We start from the raw sequence: 17,137 nt of genomic DNA on the forward strand, positions 1-17,137 counted from the left end.
CTGCCCGGGTTTAGAATTTCTGGGTCAGAGAAATTTTGAAGGTGCGTCCGGCTTCCGTATAGAAGTCGGCCGGCTGGTTGACGGTGCTGACGGCATTCGGGTTCACGTCGCGAACGCCGACGGCATTCCAGTATTTCCTGTCGAACAGGTTATAGATGCCGGCCTGGATGCGCAGGCCCTTGGTCTGTTCCGGTTCCCACCAGCCGGTCAGGTTGAAGACGCCATAGCCGGGGGCGTCGAAGGTGTTGGCCACCCTGTCGTCACGCATGCCGGAGGAGAAGACACCGGTAAATTCCGTGCCCCAGACGTCCTGCTCGTAGCCGATGCCGACGACGGACTTGAAGGGCGCGACCGTGCGAATGAATTCGTTGGTATCGGTGTCCTTGCCATAGGCGTAAGCAAGCGAAGCGTGGGCGAAGAAGCCGTTGGCGAGGTCCTTGCGGACCTTGGCTTCGACACCGGAGATTTCGACGTTGTTACGGTTGCGATAGGTGAAGAGCGATCCGTTGCCCCTGCCGCCGAAGCCGGGGAAGAGCGTTGTCGACGTCGTGTACTGCTCGATGAAGTTCTTGTACTTGTTGTGGAACAGCGTCAGGCTTCCCGTGAGGTCGCCGGAGGCGTAGTTCGCACCGATCTCGAAACCGTTGCTGGTCTCGGGATTGAGGGCGGAGTTGCCGACAACAGCGTAACCGGAGCTGACGTTGGAGAAGTTCAGATACAGTTCGTTGATCGTCGGGGCACGATAGGCCATCGACCATTGTGCGAAAAGCTGCAGTTCGGGCGTGACGTCATAGGTGGCAAGAAGCTTCGGCGAGAAGCGCGAGCCGCTGTTGCCGCTCGGCAGGCCGAATGTTCGGTAGCCGCTGTTGCTGGAAACGGAGCCATCGGGATCGTAATCGTAGGAATCGAAGCGCAGGCCGGGGGTCAGGCGGAAGCCGTTGCCGAAGGCGATTTCGTCATCGAGATAAAGACCGAGGCTCTTGCCGCTCACGTCAGGCATGTCCGATTGCGAGGACGAGGTCGATCCGGCCGTGTTGGCGAAAAGCTCCTGGCTGAAATCGGTCGTCATGGCGTTGCCGCCGAAACGGACCGTGTGCTGCACGCCGCCAAGCTCGAAGCCGGATTCAAGGCCGCCGACGATGCCGAATGCGCTGTTGCGCATGCTGTCTTCGCGAATATAAAGCGAATTGTTGGTCAGGCGGTCGCCGGCGCCGGATTCCTTGGAAAGACGCGTCCAGTAGAGCGAAAGATTGGCGGCGTCGATGAAGCCGTCGGTCGAGGGCGCTTCGTATTCGTAATCGAGCGATACGCGATCGCGCTCGGTATCCTCATAGCCCCGGTAGTCGCCGATCCGGTAGGTCGAGCCCGAAACGCTGACGCCCTGCAGGGTCTTCATGTCGCTGCGGTTTCTCAGAGAATAGCGCTCGGCCGTCAGCCCGATGCTGTGACCGCCTTCAAGATCCTGACGGATCTTGAACATCAGGTTGCTTTCATAGGTGTCGGCAGGATTGGGCTTGGTGCGGCGCGTGCCGTAGATATCGGCCGTACCCTTGTTGTCCGTCTCGTTGCCGCGCTTATAGGAGCCCTGGAACAGGACCGAAGTATTCTCGATCTTCCTGGCGACGGCGAGCGATCCGCCCACGCTTCTGTCTTCGCTATCATAGGTGGTCTTGGCTACGCCGCCCCAATCCCTGCCTTCGCCGATCAGGTCTTCCGGATCGAGCGTGCGCAGCACCAGCGCGCCGCCGAGGGCACCGGAGCCGATACGGCTGGAATCTGCGCCACGCACCACATCGACCGTCGAGAGCGAGGAAAAATCGAAGCTCGAACTCGTATCGCTGAGCGTGGTGGTTGCCTGACCCTGACGGGCGAAATTGTTGAAATAAGGCACAGGAATATTGTCGATCAAGGTGACGACGCGTGCGCCGCCGAGGCCGCGGATGAACAGGCCGCCGGGCCGGCCGGGCTTGGCATCGACGTAATCGACGCCCGGCTCCGTGCTATTGCCGAGGTCCTTGATGCTACCGATATCCTTCTTGCGGATGTCTTCCGCCGTGGTCTGGCTCGCCAGCGGCGTGTCGGCGGCGGCATTGGCGCTTTTGACGCGCTTGCCCTTGACGACGATCCTTTCAAGCGTGGTGGCCTCGTCCGCTTGCGCCGCGGCGTCCTGGGCCCGCGCGGGGCCGGCAAGCGGCAGAAGAGAGATGGCAGTGCACAGAAGCAGCGCGGAATGCGTGCGCGAAATGGACATTAATTACCCCCAGGTAGGCGCGCGAATGGGCCACGGCGTGCAAAAGCACGCCGCGCTTGCCGCCGCGGCTGAAACTGTTTTGATTGTTACGGCGAGCCGATAAGCGAGGACTAAAAAACATGACGATAACTGTCAACATATTATATATGACTTTTTGCATCATGTTTTAAAGCATAACAGTATGTTGCAAAAATATGACGCTTATCCGCTCTCGACCCTCATTGGTGAATGGGGTGTGAAAACGCCACGGTACGGTCAAAGTCCCGACATTGCCGCTTGCTAGGATATTCGCAGCCAGTTTACATGGCGAAACAAACCATGCCCCAACAATAAACAGATTATTAATCGGATACGGAAATGAAGTCTCTTGAACTGCTCGTCGAGCGGATCATCCTCTCCAGCCGCTGGCTGCTCGTCGTTTTTTATCTCGGGCTCGTCGCGGCACTGGCGGTTTATGCGTTTTCCTTCGCGCTGAAGTTTCTGAAAGTTGCGAAGAACGTTTTCACCTACGACGAAGCGGACATGATCCTCGCCATGCTGGGTCTGATCGATGCGGCGCTGGTCGCCAGCCTGATCGTCATGGTGATGATTTCCGGTTACGAGAACTTCGTCAGCCGCTTCGACGATGCCGATGCCGAGGTTTCCTTTCTGGGCAAGCTCGATTCCGGCAGTCTGAAAATCAAGGTCGCATCGTTGATCGTGGCGATCTCGTCGATCCACCTGCTGCAAATCTTCCTCAACGCCAGTCAATATTCGGACAGCAAGCTGATGTGGTTCACCATCATCCATCTGGCTTTTGTCGTCTCGGCGGTCATGCTTGGTTTTCTGGAAAAACTGATGGCCAAGCCGAAGGACAAATCCGAAAAGCCGGTGCTTTGATCAGGATGGTCCAGCCGATATGAAGGTCGTAACCCGTTCTGGCCAAGCCGCATGTTTTACGCTCCGGGCGCTGCGTCCCGGCGTGTCGAGGGTGCGTGAATGGTGAAGACGGAGCGTCAGGCCAGACTTTGCGACGATCTGTCGGCTGCGGCCGACAAATCCCAATGGCTGGAGGCCCTGCGGGAAGTGATGCGCGCCTTCGGTTACGCCTATGTGACCCTTTTGCGCTTGCCCGGCGGCCAGAATGCCTATGCCTTGCCGACGGTTGTCGAAAGCAGCCTGCCCATCTGGGTCGTGAATGCGATGACCCGGGACGGCGCGCTTGGGGAGTGTCCCGTCATCAAGCGCGGCGCGTCATCGATGATGCCGCAATATTGGTCGCTGCAGGATCCGGATATTGCCTGCGGACCGCTGGTGGATGCGGCGGCCTCGCTGAGCAGCATGGGCATAACGTCCGGTCTGATGGTGCCGGTGCATGGCATGTACGGCAACCGGCATCTGATGAATTTCGCGGGCGATCGCGATATCCTGCCGCAAGCCGCGCTCAACGAGCTGGGCATGATCGTGCTGCATGCGCTGGAAGTCTATGACCGGCTTTGCCGCACCAACTCAAAAGGTCCATCGCCTTTGACGAAGCGGGAACTAGACGTCGTGCGCTGGACGGCGCAGGGAAAGACCTCCGTGGAGATCGCCGAGCTTCTGTCCATCTCGGAACATACCGTCAATGCCTATATGAACAACGCCATCCGCAAGCTCGACTGCGTCAACCGCACCCAGCTGGTGGCCAAGACAATACGCCTTGGCCTGATAGACTGATCGACCCTGCCGTTCCCGGCAGGCCTCGCCTTACCGGTCGAGAACCGAGCGAAGCTCGACGAGATTCGAGCGAACCCGCAAAACGTAAAATCCCATGGTGGCGAGGTGTGAAGGCATGATCCAGCCGCTTTCCTCACCATTGGAAATGATCGCCGGCTGGATGCGCAGGGCTGCGCGGGTCTGCAACAGCGTGTCGTTCCACAGGTTGGTCAGGTTACGCTCGCGGATGACCTGCGCGAAGTCCGATCCGGCGGCGGAAAGCACGCCGTAATAACCGTAGAGCTGGCCATAGGCGAACCAGAAGCGGTCGTCGGCACGGGTATCGAACCAGCCGCCATTATAATTTTCCGAGCGTTCGCGCAGAATTGCAGACGTGGAGCCGATATCGCCGGCGATACGGTCGATGAACTGGATGAGGTTGTCGGCGCGGGTATCGAAGACGGCCTTGCACGCGGCGAGTTCGCCGTTGAAGGCCTGGAAGCTGCGGATGGCGGCGCGGTAATAGCTGGGGGTCGGGGTCTTCGGGCCGAAGGGATCGAGACCGAAATACCAGGAATACTCGCTGAACTGCATGTTGCCGCGCGCTTCCTGGAGATTGTTGTTGATGCCGGAGGTTCCGCGCACGCGGCCGAGCGTATCCACAAGTTCCACCGAGGTGCGGCGCACGGCCTGGTTTACACCACGCTGGAAAGACGCCTTGTTGTCCAGAAACGGCGTGCTGTCCCAGTCCATGCCGAAAAGGCCGAGACGATAAAGCAGCATGGAGGAAATCCACGCGTTCTGGTTGACGTTGAAATCGGTGAGATCGGCGGCTGCGTCGACGATGGCCGAACGCTGGCAGACCGGCGCGGATGTGTTTGCGGCGGCACCCGTTGCGCCGCCCGCCGGGGCGGCGGCGGGCAATTCCTGCCCGGCAGGCACGGTGCGCTCTTCAAGCTTGTAGCGCGCGACGTAATCCGGGTCGAAATTCGTCCAGACCTGGGTTTGCCAGATGAAATATCCGTAGAAGCCGGCAAGAAGAATGACGATGAGGGCGATCGGACCCTTGATGAGCCAGTTGCGGCCGCTGTACCAGCCGTGGGCGGCCATGAAGGGCCACAAAAGCCAGGCGACGAGAAGACCGGCGGCCCTGCCGATGGCGCTGAAGGCTGCCTGAATCAAAGCGGTGATCCGGTCGATCATGTCGTCATAGTCTCCTCTGCCCGTGGGGCTGGACGCCGGAAGAAAAACACGCGGGCCACCCGCGCCCTTCGGCGCTTCGTACAAACCGCGGTCATTTACTGTCTTCCAGATATGTCCCGGTCAACCGGGATACAACATGATTGCGAAACTTTTCTCAACCTGCGGTCCGCGCCGGCCATTATGGCTTTCCACACCGATTGTGGAGGAACAGCCGCCGCGGAACCGAAGGGATATGTCCTCAAAGGCCGAGCTTGGCGATCTCGTCGTTCAGCCGGTCGCGCGCCTTTTTCGGCAGTTTGCCGTTCTTGACGGCGTCCAGATTGGCCGGCGCGGCATCGCCGACGACAACGAGCGCGATCATGCCCATGCCCAGATGCGGTGTGCATTTGACGACGTAGGCGCCTTCCTTCTCGACCGTCAACTTCACCGTCTCGTTCATCTTGCCCTTGAAGTCTGCGACACCCTCGGGGATCATGTCCTTCACGGCTGCCGCATCATGGCCCTTGTCGACCGGGACGAAGGTAATGACGTCGCCGATGGCGGCCTTGACGGTTGCGGGCTCGAAGACCATCGCCTGACCGTCGCTGCCCTTGTTGAGCATCTTCACTTCGATTTCGGCAGCAAGGGCGGGAAAGGCGAAAAGACCTGCGAGAATGGCGAGGCCGGCGAATTTGGCAGTTCTGTTCTGCATAGTTTTGCTCCTGAGAGAAAGCACATCCACGCGAATGTGTCGCCGTCGTCTTAGCCCAGGAGCGGGGGAGCCATCTTTGCGGAAAATCAAATGCGGCAACCGGACGCAGATGTTCACTCGTCCTTGAACGTCTCCACCCAGTGGCGGCGGCAGAAGGAAACATATTTCTCGTTGCCGCCGACATCGATCTGCGCGCCTTCCGTTACGACCTTTCCTTCATTGTCGAAGCGGGCGACCATCGTCGCCTTGCGGCCGCAATGGCAGATGGTGCGGATTTCGCGAAGCTCGTCGGCAATGGCCAGCAGTTCTTTCGAGGCGGGGAAAAGCTTTCCCTGAAAATCCGTGCGCAGGCCATAGGTCATGACCGGGATGTTCAGCCTGTCGACAATGTCGGCAAGCTGCCACACATGGTGCTCGGAGAGAAAATTGGCTTCATCGATGAAAACGCAGGCGACCGGCGCTTCGGCAGTGAGGGCCGATACCTCGGCGAACAGGTCGGTATTGTCATCGAAGGTCAGCGCGTCGGAGGACAGGCCGATGCGCGAGGCGACACGGCCGACGCCGGCCCGGTCGTCAAAGGCGGCCGTGAAGATCAGTGTGCGCATGCCGCGCTCCTGATAATTGTAGGATGCCTGCAGCAGCATGGTCGATTTGCCGGCATTCATCGTCGAATAATTGAAATAGAGTTTTGCCATTATCCACTCCCGGAGCACCGTTGCATCATTCCGACGTGCGTTTAAATGCTCCAACCTCTTCAATCGGCACACCGTGCCTCACAAACCTGTCCCGGTTTTCCAGCCGATGCTGCATCCAGCGTCTTTTGACGGCGAAGACGCGGATTGAAAAGTATGGCCGTTGGAAAAACACAGATTTCTACGGTCTGCCCTTTTTCGACATTGCACCGCTGAATACCGACATTTTCACCATTTTGTCGCAAACGGTGCGCCAAAGCACGCAAATGCGCGCGAGTTGATTGTGTCCGGCAGATATTGATAATGGCAAGGGAACGAAAAAACAGGGAGCAAGCCATATGTTTGCAAATAGAAGCCGCTGTCTGGCCCTGGCCGCAGCAATCTCCTCCATGACGTTCAGTGCGGCCGGTGCTGCGGAACCGGCAAGTTGTGGCACAGTGCGCTTTTCCGATGTGGGCTGGACCGACATCACCGCCACGACGGCGACCGCCACCGTGCTTCTGAAAAGCCTTGGCTATGAAACCGACGTCAAGCTTCTCTCCGTACCCGTTACCTACACATCCCTGAAAAACAAGGACATCGACGTCTTCCTCGGCAACTGGATGCCGACCATGGAAGGCGATATCGCGCCTTATCGCGAAGACAAATCCGTGGAGACGCTGCGGGAAAACCTGACCGGCGCGAAATACACGCTGGCGACCAACGCCAAGGGCGCCGAACTCGGCATCAAGGATTTCAAGGACATCGCCGCCCACAGCGCCGATCTCGGCGGCAAGATCTATGGTATCGAGCCGGGCAATGACGGCAATCGCCTGATTCTCGACATGGTGGCCAAGGACAGTTTCGGTCTGAAGTCATTCGAGGTGGTCGAGTCGTCCGAACAGGGCATGCTCTCCCAGGTGGCCCGCGCTGAAAAATCCGGCGAGCCCATCGTCTTCCTCGGCTGGGAACCGCATCCCATGAATGCGAATTTCAAGCTGACCTATCTGACCGGCGGCGACGAGGTCTTCGGCCCCAATCTCGGCGGCGCGACGATCCATACCAATGTCCGCAAGGGTTACGTCGAGGAGTGCCCGAATGTCGGCGCCTTCCTCAAGAACCTGCAATTTTCCCTGCCCATGGAAAACGAGATCATGGGCAAGATCCTGAATGACGGCCTTGAGGGCGAGGCGGCTGCAACCGCCTGGCTGAAGGCCAATCCGACGGCGATCGAGCCCTGGCTCGCCAACGTCAAGACCAAGGACGGCAGCGCCGACGCCCTGCCTGCTGCCAAGAAGGCTCTCGGCCTCTAAGCCGCAAGACGATGCATGACTGCATCCGGCCTGCGCGGCAGGCCGGATCAGCGGGAAATAACGATGCCCATGCATGACCTTGCCTGTGAATTTTCAGACATTGAAGGTCATGCGCCAGCACCGCGTCCGGCAGTTCCGCTGCCGGTCGTCATTTCTGCATTGGAGCAATCCCGGTGAAACGGGATGACGATGCTCTATTTCTTTGTTGTCTGCGCAATTCCGGACGCAAAACCGCTCTGCACTTTTGCCGGAATTGTTTTAGTTCACGAAAGGTCTTTTCTTACCGTGGAATGGCTCAGCGCTCCTGAAAACCGCCTGCCCGTCGGCCGATATGCTAAGGAGGCCATTGACTGGCTGACCGGCAATCTCGCTTTTTTCTTCGATTGGCTTTCCTTCATTTTCCAAAGCGTCATCAACGCCCTGCTTTATGTGCTGCAGGCGCCGCATCCGCTCATCATCGTGGCGATCCTGACAGCGCTTTCCGCCTGGACGCGCCGCTCCGTCGGCATGCCGGTCTTCACGGCGCTCGGCCTGCTGCTCATCATCAATCTGGGCTACTGGAAGGCGACGACGGAAACGCTGGCACTCGTCATCGCCGCCAGCGCCGTGTGCATGATCATCGGCATACCGCTCGGCATATTGGCGGCACGGCGCAAATGGATCTATGCCGGCATGCGCCCGGTGCTGGACCTGATGCAGACCATCCCCACCTTCGTTTATCTCATCCCGGCGCTGGTGCTGTTCGGTCTCGGCATGGTTCCGGGGCTCATCGCAACCGTCATCTTCGCCATTCCGGCACCGGTGCGGCTCACCCGTCTCGGCATCGTTTCGACGCCGCCGGCGCTGGTGGAGGCGGCCGTCGCTTTTGGCGCCACGCCTTCGCAAGTATTGCGCAAGGTGGAGCTTCCCTTCGCCGCGCCGCAGATCATGGCCGGCCTTACCCAGACGATCATGCTGTCGCTGTCGATGGTGGTCATTTCCGCCCTGGTGGGCGCCAATGGTCTGGGTGTGCCGGTGGTGCGCGCGCTCAATACCGTCAATATCGCCATGGGCTTCGAAGCGGGACTGTGCATCGTCATACTGGCGATCGTTCTCGACCGGCTTTTCCGCCTTCCCGGCGCGGAGGATGATCTATGAGTGACGCCATCATCTTCGGAAATGTCGATATCGTTTTCGGCGACCGGCCCGATGCGGCGCTGTCGCTGATCGACAAGGGCAGCACGCGTGACGAGATCAATGCTGAAACCGGACTGGTTCTCGGCGTCGCCAATGCCTCGCTCTCGGTCAGCGAGGGCGAGATACTCGTGCTCATGGGGCTTTCCGGCTCGGGCAAGTCGACCCTGCTGAGGGCCGTCAACGGGCTTGCGCCCGTGGTGCGCGGCAATGTCGGCGTGAAGACCAAGTCCGGCTATGTCGATCCCTATCGCTCGACGGCGAAAGCGCTGCGCGATCTGCGCATGCACACGGTCTCCATGGTCTTCCAGCAATTCGGCCTTCTGCCCTGGCGCAATGTGGCCGACAATGTCGGCTTCGGGCTTGAGCTTTCCGGCGTGCCGGAAGCCGAGCGCAAGCGCATGGTGGCCGAGCAGCTGGAGCTGGTCAATCTCTCCGCCTGGGCCGACCGCAAGGTGGGAGAGCTTTCCGGCGGCATGCAGCAGCGTGTGGGGCTGGCGAGAGCCTTTGCCACCGGCGCGCCGATCCTGTTGATGGACGAGCCATTCTCGGCTCTCGACCCTCTCATCAGAAGCCGCTTGCAGGACGAGCTTCTGGAGTTCCAGAGCCGGCTGAAGAAAACTATCCTCTTCGTCAGCCACGATCTGGATGAGGCCTTCCGCATCGGCAACCGTATCGCCATGATGGAGGGCGGACGCATCATCCAGTGCGGAACGCCGCAGCAGATCGTCAAGCAGCCGGCCACGCCCTATGTCGCGGATTTCGTGCAGAACATGAACCCGATCTCCATGCTGACCGCCGCCGATGTGATGAAGCGTGGGGTGGACGAACGCAACGGGCAGATGACAGTCGCCGCCACCGCCCGTCCGTCATCGCCGCTCATCGATATTCTCGATGCGCTGTCAAAACATTCCGGCGCGATCGGCGTCGTCGACAACGGTGCTATCGTCGGCACGATTTCCGCCGATGAAGTTGTCGCGGGGCTGACGCGTCACCGCAAAAAATAGTGATTCGCCTGTCTGAAAAAGAAAGGGCCCTCCATGGAGGGCCCTTTTTCTGTTTCCAGAAGATCTTTACGGCGCAAGTTATACCTTCCCACGGTAGCAAAGAATATTTTTGATATCACAAGTTATGCATGAAAATAATTACTAATAAAAATCATATTGCAAACTTAGAGAAAATTGCGCAAAGTTAATCTAGATTCTTTAGCTCGCTGCTAAATTTAAGGTGGTAATAGATTGTCACCCCAAAATCCGGCGTCGGGTGTTAAGATTGAGGTGCTCAACTTTTTATCGTTTATTGCTTATAAATACTGCCGCTAATACATGGGTTTATCATCAAATTGACAAAAAACAGGCAAAAAGCTGATAATTTGGTCACAATATTTTAAGTAAATAATCGGTGAAGAATAGTCTTTGAAGGGGACACGATATAAGCAAGATTTAGGTATATACAACGTATCGACTGAATTATAAAAACACCTTTTGGAACACCTATAATAGCCACCATGACCGTCTTTTTCGACTGTCATCAGGAGACTTGAGCGTATGGATAATCAATCTCTGTCGGAACATAGCATCGCCGCTGCAGACTTGCTCTCAGCCATGGCGAATCCCAAGCGCCTGATGATCTTGTGCACGCTGGTGGATACGGAAGTGCCGGTCGGTGTTCTCGCTTCACAGGTTGGTCTCAGCCAGTCCGCTCTCTCGCAGCATCTTTCGAAATTGCGTGCCCAGCGGCTGGTGAAGACACGACGGGATGCGCAGACCATCTATTATTCCAGCAATTCCGAATCCGTGAAAAAAATCCTCGCATCCCTCGAGGAAATTTACTGCCAGGCGCAGAAGAGCAGCAAGACCGCTGCATGAGCCCACGGCCCTGTTAAGGCCCGGCAGCATCACTAGATTGAAACCGGCGCGCGACGCCGGTTTTTCTTTTCATTGGCCTTCGCTGCGGGCGCATCCGGCACAGGAATCGGGGGCTGCGTATTGGAGCGCTTTTCAGACCGGCGCAGCAAGCTGTATCTGCTGCTTGAGACGGCTTGCCGCAGCCGCATATCCGCCGTCGGCACCATCCACGAAATGCATATGGTCTCGCGAAAGCGGAGACGGAACGATACAGGTCATCAATGCGGCATCCTGTTCGTGCAGGCCGTAATAACAGCTTCCCGAGAGGCGGCCCTGTTCCAGCCGCGCGCGGATTTTTTCGAGCCGTGCGGCGTCGATATCCACCGTCATCTTCAGGCCGTCGTCGAATTTCCTGAAATCGGTGTTGCTCGCGACCGAACGCCGGTAGCGTATCGCATTGAACGGTCCGAACGAGAGCCCCGTCACGCTCAAGAGATTGACGAGCAGGGACTCGCCGAGAACGCGAAACGAGCGGCGCGTCTTGCCCCAGACATCGCGATAGGCAGCGCCGGCACGGGCTTCGAGGCCGAGACCCTCGCGCACGAAACCGAGTTTCGGCCCATCCTCCGGCACGGGGTGGCCGTGTCTTGCGTCCTGTTCGGCCAGATCGACAAGATCGACGACCAGTTGGCGAAATGCCGGCATGTCCCGCGACGGCCCCGGCACGGCGATGATCGACACCACCTTGCCATGGGTGGCAGGAATGGGGTTCCAGCGGCATGAAAGGCCGGTGAGATCGGGGCGTTCGCCCTTTTCGGCTGCCGGCAGGGCATATTGCCCCTCCTTCATTCGCGCTTCCGCCCAACTGTTGCCGCCGCCCGAAAACATGGCGTAGGAAACGTCCTCGCTCGCCTGAAAGCGCGCGACACGAATATCGAAGCCATTTTCACGAATATCCTCGACGGGAACCAGCGCCACGCGCATGGCAAGATCGAGATCGTCCTTCACCCAGCGCTGCACATTCGAAAGCGCGGTGCGTGCGACAGACAGCCCGTGCGGCGGCACCGCGACGGCAGCGCCATCGCCGCCGAAAACGAAGGGCAGGTCGTGACGGCCGAGACTGTTCGATACGCCCGATATGACCGCCGCACCCGCCATGTTGACGGCCTTGTAGCGGCCGGTGCCGATTGCCGAGGTCGAATCGATGATATCGGCGATGGCCAACCCCCATCCCGGCGGCAGGGCGCGATAAAGCGCCGGGTCGGCCACGTCTTCAAAATGCCGGAAGACGGGCAGGCCCGTCAGAAATTCTTCATCTGCTGCGATCATGGCGTATTATCCTCCAGCGGCGGCCAAACGCCAAGCGTTTACGGAAGGTCGATGCGTCCATTCACACGGCGCAATCGTAGCCGATCCGGCGAATGATTTACCGCTAATAGAGCTAATCCAGCAAAGTGACTTGCATAAATCATCAAACCTTCCGTATGAGTTGAGTGGAAGGCTCGGAATTCAAAAATGGAACGAGTTTTCGCCGGGAGGCGTCCGATAGTTTCATTCGGTCGGCGCCCCATGGCGCTCACCGGGTCCCGCGACCCCCTTTAAGGAGACACCAGGATGAAACTGAAGACATTGACCAGCGTGACGCTTGCAGCGTCCTTCGCATTCGCACCCCTTGCTCATGCCGAAATCGTCATCGGCCTGATTGCGCCGCTCACCGGTCCTGTCGCCGCCTATGGCGACCAGGTGAAGAACGGCGCCCAGACGGCAGTCAATGAAATCAACAAGAAGGGCGGCATCCTCGGCGAACAGGTCGTGCTGAAGCTTGCCGATGACGGCGGTGAGCCGAAGCAGGGCGTTTCCGCGGCCAACCAGCTGGTTGCCGAAGGCATCCACTTCGTCGTCGGTCCGGTGACGTCTGGCGTCGCCATTCCGGCATCGGATGTCTTTGCCGAAAACGGCGTGCTGATGGTAACGCCGACGGCGACCGCGCCGGGCCTGACCAACCGGGGCCTTGCCAACGTTTTCCGCACCTGCGGTCGTGACGACCAGCAGGCCGAGGTTGCGGCGAAATATGTTCTCGCCAACCTCAAGGACAAGAAGATCGCCATCATTCACGACAAGGGCGCTTACGGCAAAGGTCTGGCGGACGCCTTCAAGACCACGCTGAATGCCGGTGGCGTGACCGAAGTTCTCTACGATGCGCTGACGCCCGGCGAAAAGGATCTCGGCGCGCTGACGGCCCGTCTGAAGTCCGACAATGCCGACATCGTCTATTTCGGCGGTTACCACCCGGAAGCGGGTCTTCTGGTGCGCCAGTTGAAGGATATCGGCTCCAAGGCTGCCGTCATCGGCGGTGACGGCCTGTCGAACAGCGAGTTCTGGAACATCGGTTCGCAGGCTGGCGAAGGCACGATCTTCACTAACGCTTCCGACGCGCTGAAGAACGACGATTCCAAGGCCGCTGCCGAAGCGCTGAAGGCCGCCAACATTCCGGCGGAAGCCTTCACGCTCAATGCTTACGCTGCCGTGGAAGTGCTGAAGGCCGGCATCGAGAAGGCTGGAAGCGCCAAGGATTCCGAAGCGGTTGCCACGGCCCTGAAAAGCGGTGACGCTTTCCCGACCGCAATCGGCAAGGTGACCTACGGCGAAAACGGCGACCTGACCTCGCAGGCCTTCTCGCTGTTCAAGTGGCAGGACGGCAAGATCGTCGCAGCCGAATAAGCTGATCCTACCGGCCGCACCCTGTGCGGCCGGTATCGTTTTACGGCCGGAAAAGGGTTGAGGCAGCATGGGCGATGCCGGGAAGCGGACTGTTGAAGACATCGGCTTCGGGCGGATATTCCCGATCGTCAGAATTTTCGACGAGGCCAAGGCGCGGGAGTTTTATGTCGATTTTCTCGGTTTCGAGGTCGACTGGGAACATCGCTTCGGCGATAATTTCCCGCTTTACATGCAGGTTTCACGGGCCGGAATGGGGCTTCATCTTAGCGGCCATCATGGCGATGCGACGCCGGGCTCCAACATCTTCGCCACCATGCACGGCGTTCACGCCTATCAACAGGAACTGGCGGCGAAAGACTATCGCTTCATGAAGCCGGGCGTTGAAGAACTGCCATGGGGTGATGTGATGGAAGTGACCGATCCGTTCGGCAACCGCATTCGTTTCTGTGAGCAGAAAAGCGGAGAGTGATGTTTTGGGCCTGAGCGCAAGGCCCTTGACCTTGTTCTCCGTTTGAACGATAGAACGCGCAAATAGCGAACCGCGCGCACGGAGACCCCGTGCGCGCGGTTCGTGCGTTTTGGCAATCGGTCATGCAATTCGTTCGCATCCGCACGGGGGCAAAAATGAACAGTGAAGGCAATACGCTGGTCCGGAAGCTCGCATTCTGGAGCATTCCGCTTTCTTTCGGCGTGCTGGGCCTCAAGCTCGTGGCCTGGTGGGTCACGGGCTCGGTCGCGCTTTTATCGGACGGTCTGGAATCGACCGTCAACGTGGTCGCGGCCTTCATCGCCTATTTTGTCATTCGTTATGCGCAGAAGCCCGCCGATGACGACCACCAGTTCGGCCACCACAAGGCGGAATATATATCCGCCGTCGTGGAGGGAGTGCTGATCGTCGTTGCCGCGCTTCTGATCGTGCAGGAGGCCTGGGGCGGTCTTTTCAACCCGAGGCTGCCGGAAGCACCGGCCCTTGGTCTTGCCATCAATGCGGCGGCGGGCGTCATCAACGCCATATGGGCGACGATCCTGATCCGTGTCGGCAAAAGACACGCCTCACCGGCACTGGCCGCGGACGGCCATCACATCATGTCCGACGTCGTGACCTCGGCAGGCGTGCTCGTCGGCCTTATTCTGGCGCTGCTGACGGGTTATGCCATTCTCGATCCGCTGCTCGCCATTCTGGTGGCCATCAACATCCTGTTCCAGGGATCCAAGGTCATTCTGCATTCGCTTGGCGGGCTGATGGACCGGGCCGTGGAACCGGAAGAAGACGAGGCGATCAAGAAGGCCATCGCCGAACATTGCGGCGGCGTCATTGGCGTACACGATCTGAGGACACGCCGCGCCGGCTCGGCCGCCTTCATCGATTTTCACGTCGTGGTCCCTGCTGTCATGACGGTGCGCGAGGCGCATGATATTTGCGACCGCCTTGAAGATGCCATAAGGGACGTCATACCGGGCGCCAGCCTTGCCATTCACGTCGAGCCGGAAGGCGAAAAGGCGCATGGCGTTAAAGTGATTGTTTGAAAAACAGGAGTTTTCCATGTCCGTGACGGATGTTTCCGGCCTGTCGCAGCTGGGCACGAAGGTCGATACGCCAGAGAGCCCGGAAAAGGCCGTTCTTGAAAAGGTGCCGAACGGCAATGCCGGCACCGATTACGTGGTGCGCTTCACCGCACCCGAATTCACCTCGCTTTGCCCGATGACCGGCCAGCCGGATTTCGCCCATATCGTCATCGACTATATTCCGGGCGATTTCCTGGTGGAATCCAAGTCGCTGAAGCTGTTTTTGCAGTCCTTCCGCAATCACGGTGCATTCCATGAGGATTGCTCGGTCTATATCGCCAGGCGGCTGGTGGAGCTGCTGCAGCCGAAGTGGCTGAGAATCGGCGCTTACTGGTATCCGCGCGGCGGCATTCCGATCGACGTCTTCTGGCAGACCGGACCGGTGCCCGAGGGCGTATGGCTGCCGGATCAGGGCGTTCCCACCTATCGCGGTCGCGGCTGATCCGGCTCGTCAGGTGATAAAAAGCTCAGACGAACGAGCTATCGTCGCCTGAATCGAAGTCGGGATCATCGGCGCTGTCGTCGTAATCGGCCTGCTGGATATCGTCGTCATTGTTATCCTGCGGGCTCGCGCTGTCACCATAATAGTTGTTGATGACCGTTTCTTCGACCGGCGCATTGCCAGTGCCGCTATTGCCGCCGAAGGGCGAGCCGAGGCCGAGCGACGACATGTGGCTGCCGAAGATGCCGCTCAGCGAATTCGCAAGCAGCATGCCGCCTGCAACGCCTGCCGCGGTGCCTAGCGCACCTTGCAGGAAACCGCCGCCAGACCGGCCGACTGCTGCCGGCTGCTGACCCCACGGTCCACCGGGCTGCTGCTGGGCTGCCGGCGATCCCCACGGACCGGCCGTCTGGCCAGCGGTATCGTTGCGCCACGAGGCTGGGGCGGCAGCGGGTGCTGGAGTCGGGGCTGGGGGCTGCGGCTGGCCGGTGCCGAAGATGGAACTGAGAAAGCCACCCTGCGCTGCGGCCTGAGGGGCCGGATTAGCGCTTTCCAATGCATGGACGCGCTCTTCGAGCTGTTTGATATGGGCTGCCGCCGCTTCCAAACCCTTCTCCTGCACGATCACCGCCTGCGCGAGATAATAGGGAGCTGCTGGCTGATCACGCACGGCGTCTGCGATCAAAGTTTCCGCCTCGCGGTCACGCGGGGTGGCGGATGCGGTTCTGGTCCTGTCGAACAGGGCCTTGAGAAGCTGGCTTTCTTCCGGTGACATATGATGCCTCCTTACCGTGAAGCGAAAATCCACGATAAGGAGGTAGGCCTCAATTCCGGCTTTTCAAAGCAGCCCGAATTTTAAATTTCGGTAATGATCGTCAGCCGCCGAAAGCGAGCGAGAGACCCGCAATCGCCGTCAACGCGCCGACCGTGCGGCTTGCGACCGAGCCGAAACGGGCAATGCCGAGGCCGAGCGCAATGCCGGCCGCATGCAGAATGGCGGTGGCGATCATGAAGCCGATGCCGAATTGCCATGCGCCAGCGCTGCCGAGTTCACCGCCATGGGCATGGCCGTGGAAAAGCGCGAAAGCGCCGACAACGGCCGCCGCCGCTGCCGTCGGAAGCCTTGCCGCCATGGCAACGAGCAGGCCGAGACCGATGACGGAGGCGAGAATGGCCGGTTCGACGAAGGGGAGCCCGATGCCATAAACAGCCATCAGGAAGCCGGCGGCCATGGTGCCGACGAAGGCGGAAGGCACGATCCACAGCGCCTTGCGGTCGCCCTGCGCCACGGCGATCTGCGAGGCCCAGATGCCGACGGCCACCATCGCCAGAATGTGATCCGCACCGAAGAACGGGTGGGAGACGCCGGCCATGAAGGAGCCGTGTTCTTCCGGGTTCAAATGCGCGAAAGCGGGCAGGGCGGTAACGCCCAGTGCGGCGGCAGTGAGGCTTAGTCTTTTCAGCATGGTTCCCTCTTGAAATTATGGCCGTCCGCAATGGAATCTTGGGGCTTCCCGCGGCAGGCGGCGCTGCAATGAGGCCTCAACGATATCGCGAAGGCAGACAGGCTGTCCATGCGTCATCT

18 protein-coding genes are annotated in these 17,137 nt (G+C 59.4%); 11 read left to right on the forward strand and 7 right to left on the reverse strand.

Annotated elements, in window-relative coordinates:
• Window positions 1-10 precede the first annotated feature (10 nt).
• Window positions 11-2,251, reverse strand: a complete 2,241-nt coding sequence (locus tag ACQZ40_RS10260; protein ID WP_448747892.1) for a TonB-dependent hemoglobin/transferrin/lactoferrin family receptor — start codon at window positions 2,249-2,251, stop codon at window positions 11-13.
• Window positions 2,252-2,608: 357 nt separating this feature from the next.
• Between ACQZ40_RS10260 and ACQZ40_RS10265 the strand changes: the two genes are divergently transcribed.
• Window positions 2,609-3,130 carry a TIGR00645 family protein gene (locus tag ACQZ40_RS10265; RefSeq protein WP_448747893.1) on the forward strand — a complete coding sequence of 174 codons (522 nt, stop codon included), beginning with the start codon at window positions 2,609-2,611 and terminating at the stop codon, window positions 3,128-3,130.
• Window positions 3,131-3,229: 99 nt separating this feature from the next.
• On the forward strand, window positions 3,230-3,946 hold the full coding sequence (locus ACQZ40_RS10270; protein ID WP_065655674.1) for a helix-turn-helix transcriptional regulator: 717 nt from the start codon (window positions 3,230-3,232) through the stop codon (window positions 3,944-3,946).
• A gap of 30 nt (window positions 3,947-3,976) precedes the next feature.
• Here ACQZ40_RS10270 and ACQZ40_RS10275 read toward each other — a convergent pair whose 3' ends face one another.
• The 3 genes from ACQZ40_RS10275 to ACQZ40_RS10285 all read right to left on the reverse strand — a co-directional run bounded on the left by ACQZ40_RS10275 (window position 3,977) and on the right by ACQZ40_RS10285 (window position 6,514).
• The gene (locus ACQZ40_RS10275; protein WP_078051758.1) at window positions 3,977-5,128 is read right to left on the reverse strand and encodes a DUF2333 family protein; all 1,152 of its coding nucleotides are present in this window, start codon (window positions 5,126-5,128) and stop codon (window positions 3,977-3,979) included.
• A gap of 238 nt (window positions 5,129-5,366) precedes the next feature.
• Window positions 5,367-5,819 carry a pseudoazurin gene (locus ACQZ40_RS10280; protein ID WP_104679569.1) on the reverse strand — a complete coding sequence of 151 codons (453 nt, stop codon included), beginning with the start codon at window positions 5,817-5,819 and terminating at the stop codon, window positions 5,367-5,369.
• A gap of 113 nt (window positions 5,820-5,932) precedes the next feature.
• The gene (locus ACQZ40_RS10285; protein WP_080856642.1) at window positions 5,933-6,514 is read right to left on the reverse strand and encodes a thymidine kinase; all 582 of its coding nucleotides are present in this window, start codon (window positions 6,512-6,514) and stop codon (window positions 5,933-5,935) included.
• A gap of 20 nt (window positions 6,515-6,534) precedes the next feature.
• On the opposite strand from ACQZ40_RS10285, the gene ACQZ40_RS10290 reads away from it, so the two are divergent.
• The 5 genes from ACQZ40_RS10290 to ACQZ40_RS10310 all read left to right on the forward strand — a co-directional run bounded on the left by ACQZ40_RS10290 (window position 6,535) and on the right by ACQZ40_RS10310 (window position 10,844).
• Window positions 6,535-6,792, forward strand: a complete 258-nt coding sequence (locus ACQZ40_RS10290; RefSeq protein WP_139102971.1) for a hypothetical protein — start codon at window positions 6,535-6,537, stop codon at window positions 6,790-6,792.
• 108 nt (window positions 6,793-6,900) lie between these two features.
• On the forward strand, window positions 6,901-7,803 hold the full coding sequence (locus ACQZ40_RS10295) for a choline ABC transporter substrate-binding protein (protein ID WP_371259706.1): 903 nt from the start codon (window positions 6,901-6,903) through the stop codon (window positions 7,801-7,803).
• Window positions 7,804-8,088: 285 nt separating this feature from the next.
• Window positions 8,089-8,940, forward strand: coding sequence for a choline ABC transporter permease subunit (choW, locus tag ACQZ40_RS10300; protein WP_059754593.1), 852 nt, complete (start codon window positions 8,089-8,091; stop codon window positions 8,938-8,940).
• Window positions 8,937-9,983 carry a choline ABC transporter ATP-binding protein gene (gene choV / locus ACQZ40_RS10305; RefSeq protein WP_448747894.1) on the forward strand — a complete coding sequence of 349 codons (1,047 nt, stop codon included), beginning with the start codon at window positions 8,937-8,939 and terminating at the stop codon, window positions 9,981-9,983. The genes choW and choV overlap by 4 nt, the downstream gene beginning before the upstream one ends.
• A 540-nt stretch (window positions 9,984-10,523) precedes the next feature.
• Window positions 10,524-10,844, forward strand: coding sequence for an ArsR/SmtB family transcription factor (locus ACQZ40_RS10310; protein WP_003524068.1), 321 nt, complete (start codon window positions 10,524-10,526; stop codon window positions 10,842-10,844).
• Window positions 10,845-10,976: 132 nt separating this feature from the next.
• On the opposite strand, the gene ACQZ40_RS10315 is transcribed toward ACQZ40_RS10310, so the two are convergent.
• On the reverse strand, window positions 10,977-12,152 hold the full coding sequence (locus ACQZ40_RS10315) for a DUF3095 domain-containing protein (protein WP_142779576.1): 1,176 nt from the start codon (window positions 12,150-12,152) through the stop codon (window positions 10,977-10,979).
• Between the two features lie 285 nt (window positions 12,153-12,437).
• Between ACQZ40_RS10315 and ACQZ40_RS10320 the strand changes: the two genes are divergently transcribed.
• From ACQZ40_RS10320 to queF, 4 genes are all read left to right on the forward strand, one after another.
• Complete coding sequence (locus tag ACQZ40_RS10320; RefSeq protein WP_065655678.1) at window positions 12,438-13,544, forward strand: branched-chain amino acid ABC transporter substrate-binding protein; 1,107 nt, start codon at window positions 12,438-12,440, stop codon at window positions 13,542-13,544.
• 67 nt (window positions 13,545-13,611) lie between these two features.
• Window positions 13,612-14,013, forward strand: a complete 402-nt coding sequence (locus tag ACQZ40_RS10325) for a glyoxalase superfamily protein (protein WP_125146618.1) — start codon at window positions 13,612-13,614, stop codon at window positions 14,011-14,013.
• Window positions 14,014-14,168: 155 nt separating this feature from the next.
• Complete coding sequence (locus ACQZ40_RS10330) at window positions 14,169-15,071, forward strand: cation diffusion facilitator family transporter (RefSeq protein ID WP_065655937.1); 903 nt, start codon at window positions 14,169-14,171, stop codon at window positions 15,069-15,071.
• A 16-nt stretch (window positions 15,072-15,087) separates the two neighbouring features.
• Complete coding sequence (gene queF / locus ACQZ40_RS10335; protein ID WP_078051763.1) at window positions 15,088-15,552, forward strand: preQ(1) synthase; 465 nt, start codon at window positions 15,088-15,090, stop codon at window positions 15,550-15,552.
• A gap of 25 nt (window positions 15,553-15,577) precedes the next feature.
• Here queF and ACQZ40_RS10340 read toward each other — a convergent pair whose 3' ends face one another.
• A complete protein-coding gene (locus tag ACQZ40_RS10340; RefSeq protein WP_448747895.1) occupies window positions 15,578-16,327 on the reverse strand; it encodes a DUF2076 domain-containing protein in 750 nt (249 codons plus the stop codon).
• Window positions 16,328-16,427: 100 nt separating this feature from the next.
• Window positions 16,428-17,018, reverse strand: a complete 591-nt coding sequence (locus tag ACQZ40_RS10345) for a HupE/UreJ family protein (RefSeq protein ID WP_059754176.1) — start codon at window positions 17,016-17,018, stop codon at window positions 16,428-16,430.
• Window positions 17,019-17,137 lie beyond the last annotated feature (119 nt).

The organism is Agrobacterium sp. 16-172Ci, assembly GCF_053522725.1.

Coding starts and splice junctions, on each gene's coding strand:
- ACQZ40_RS10310 (WP_003524068.1), top strand. CDS start 10,524: ATGGATAATCAATCTCTGTCGGAACATAGCATCGCCGCTGCAGACTTG.
- ACQZ40_RS10280 (WP_104679569.1), bottom strand. CDS start 5,819: ATGCAGAACAGAACTGCCAAATTCGCCGGCCTCGCCATTCTCGCAGGT.
- queF (WP_078051763.1), top strand. CDS start 15,088: ATGTCCGTGACGGATGTTTCCGGCCTGTCGCAGCTGGGCACGAAGGTC.
- ACQZ40_RS10275 (WP_078051758.1), bottom strand. CDS start 5,128: ATGATCGACCGGATCACCGCTTTGATTCAGGCAGCCTTCAGCGCCATC.
- ACQZ40_RS10320 (WP_065655678.1), top strand. CDS start 12,438: ATGAAACTGAAGACATTGACCAGCGTGACGCTTGCAGCGTCCTTCGCA.
- ACQZ40_RS10325 (WP_125146618.1), top strand. CDS start 13,612: ATGGGCGATGCCGGGAAGCGGACTGTTGAAGACATCGGCTTCGGGCGG.
- ACQZ40_RS10345 (WP_059754176.1), bottom strand. CDS start 17,018: ATGCTGAAAAGACTAAGCCTCACTGCCGCCGCACTGGGCGTTACCGCC.
- ACQZ40_RS10270 (WP_065655674.1), top strand. CDS start 3,230: ATGGTGAAGACGGAGCGTCAGGCCAGACTTTGCGACGATCTGTCGGCT.
- ACQZ40_RS10330 (WP_065655937.1), top strand. CDS start 14,169: ATGAACAGTGAAGGCAATACGCTGGTCCGGAAGCTCGCATTCTGGAGC.
- ACQZ40_RS10260 (WP_448747892.1), bottom strand. CDS start 2,251: ATGTCCATTTCGCGCACGCATTCCGCGCTGCTTCTGTGCACTGCCATC.
- ACQZ40_RS10265 (WP_448747893.1), top strand. CDS start 2,609: ATGAAGTCTCTTGAACTGCTCGTCGAGCGGATCATCCTCTCCAGCCGC.
- ACQZ40_RS10295 (WP_371259706.1), top strand. CDS start 6,901: ATGACGTTCAGTGCGGCCGGTGCTGCGGAACCGGCAAGTTGTGGCACA.
- ACQZ40_RS10340 (WP_448747895.1), bottom strand. CDS start 16,327: ATGTCACCGGAAGAAAGCCAGCTTCTCAAGGCCCTGTTCGACAGGACC.
- choV (WP_448747894.1), top strand. CDS start 8,937: ATGAGTGACGCCATCATCTTCGGAAATGTCGATATCGTTTTCGGCGAC.
- ACQZ40_RS10315 (WP_142779576.1), bottom strand. CDS start 12,152: ATGATCGCAGCAGATGAAGAATTTCTGACGGGCCTGCCCGTCTTCCGG.
- ACQZ40_RS10285 (WP_080856642.1), bottom strand. CDS start 6,514: ATGGCAAAACTCTATTTCAATTATTCGACGATGAATGCCGGCAAATCG.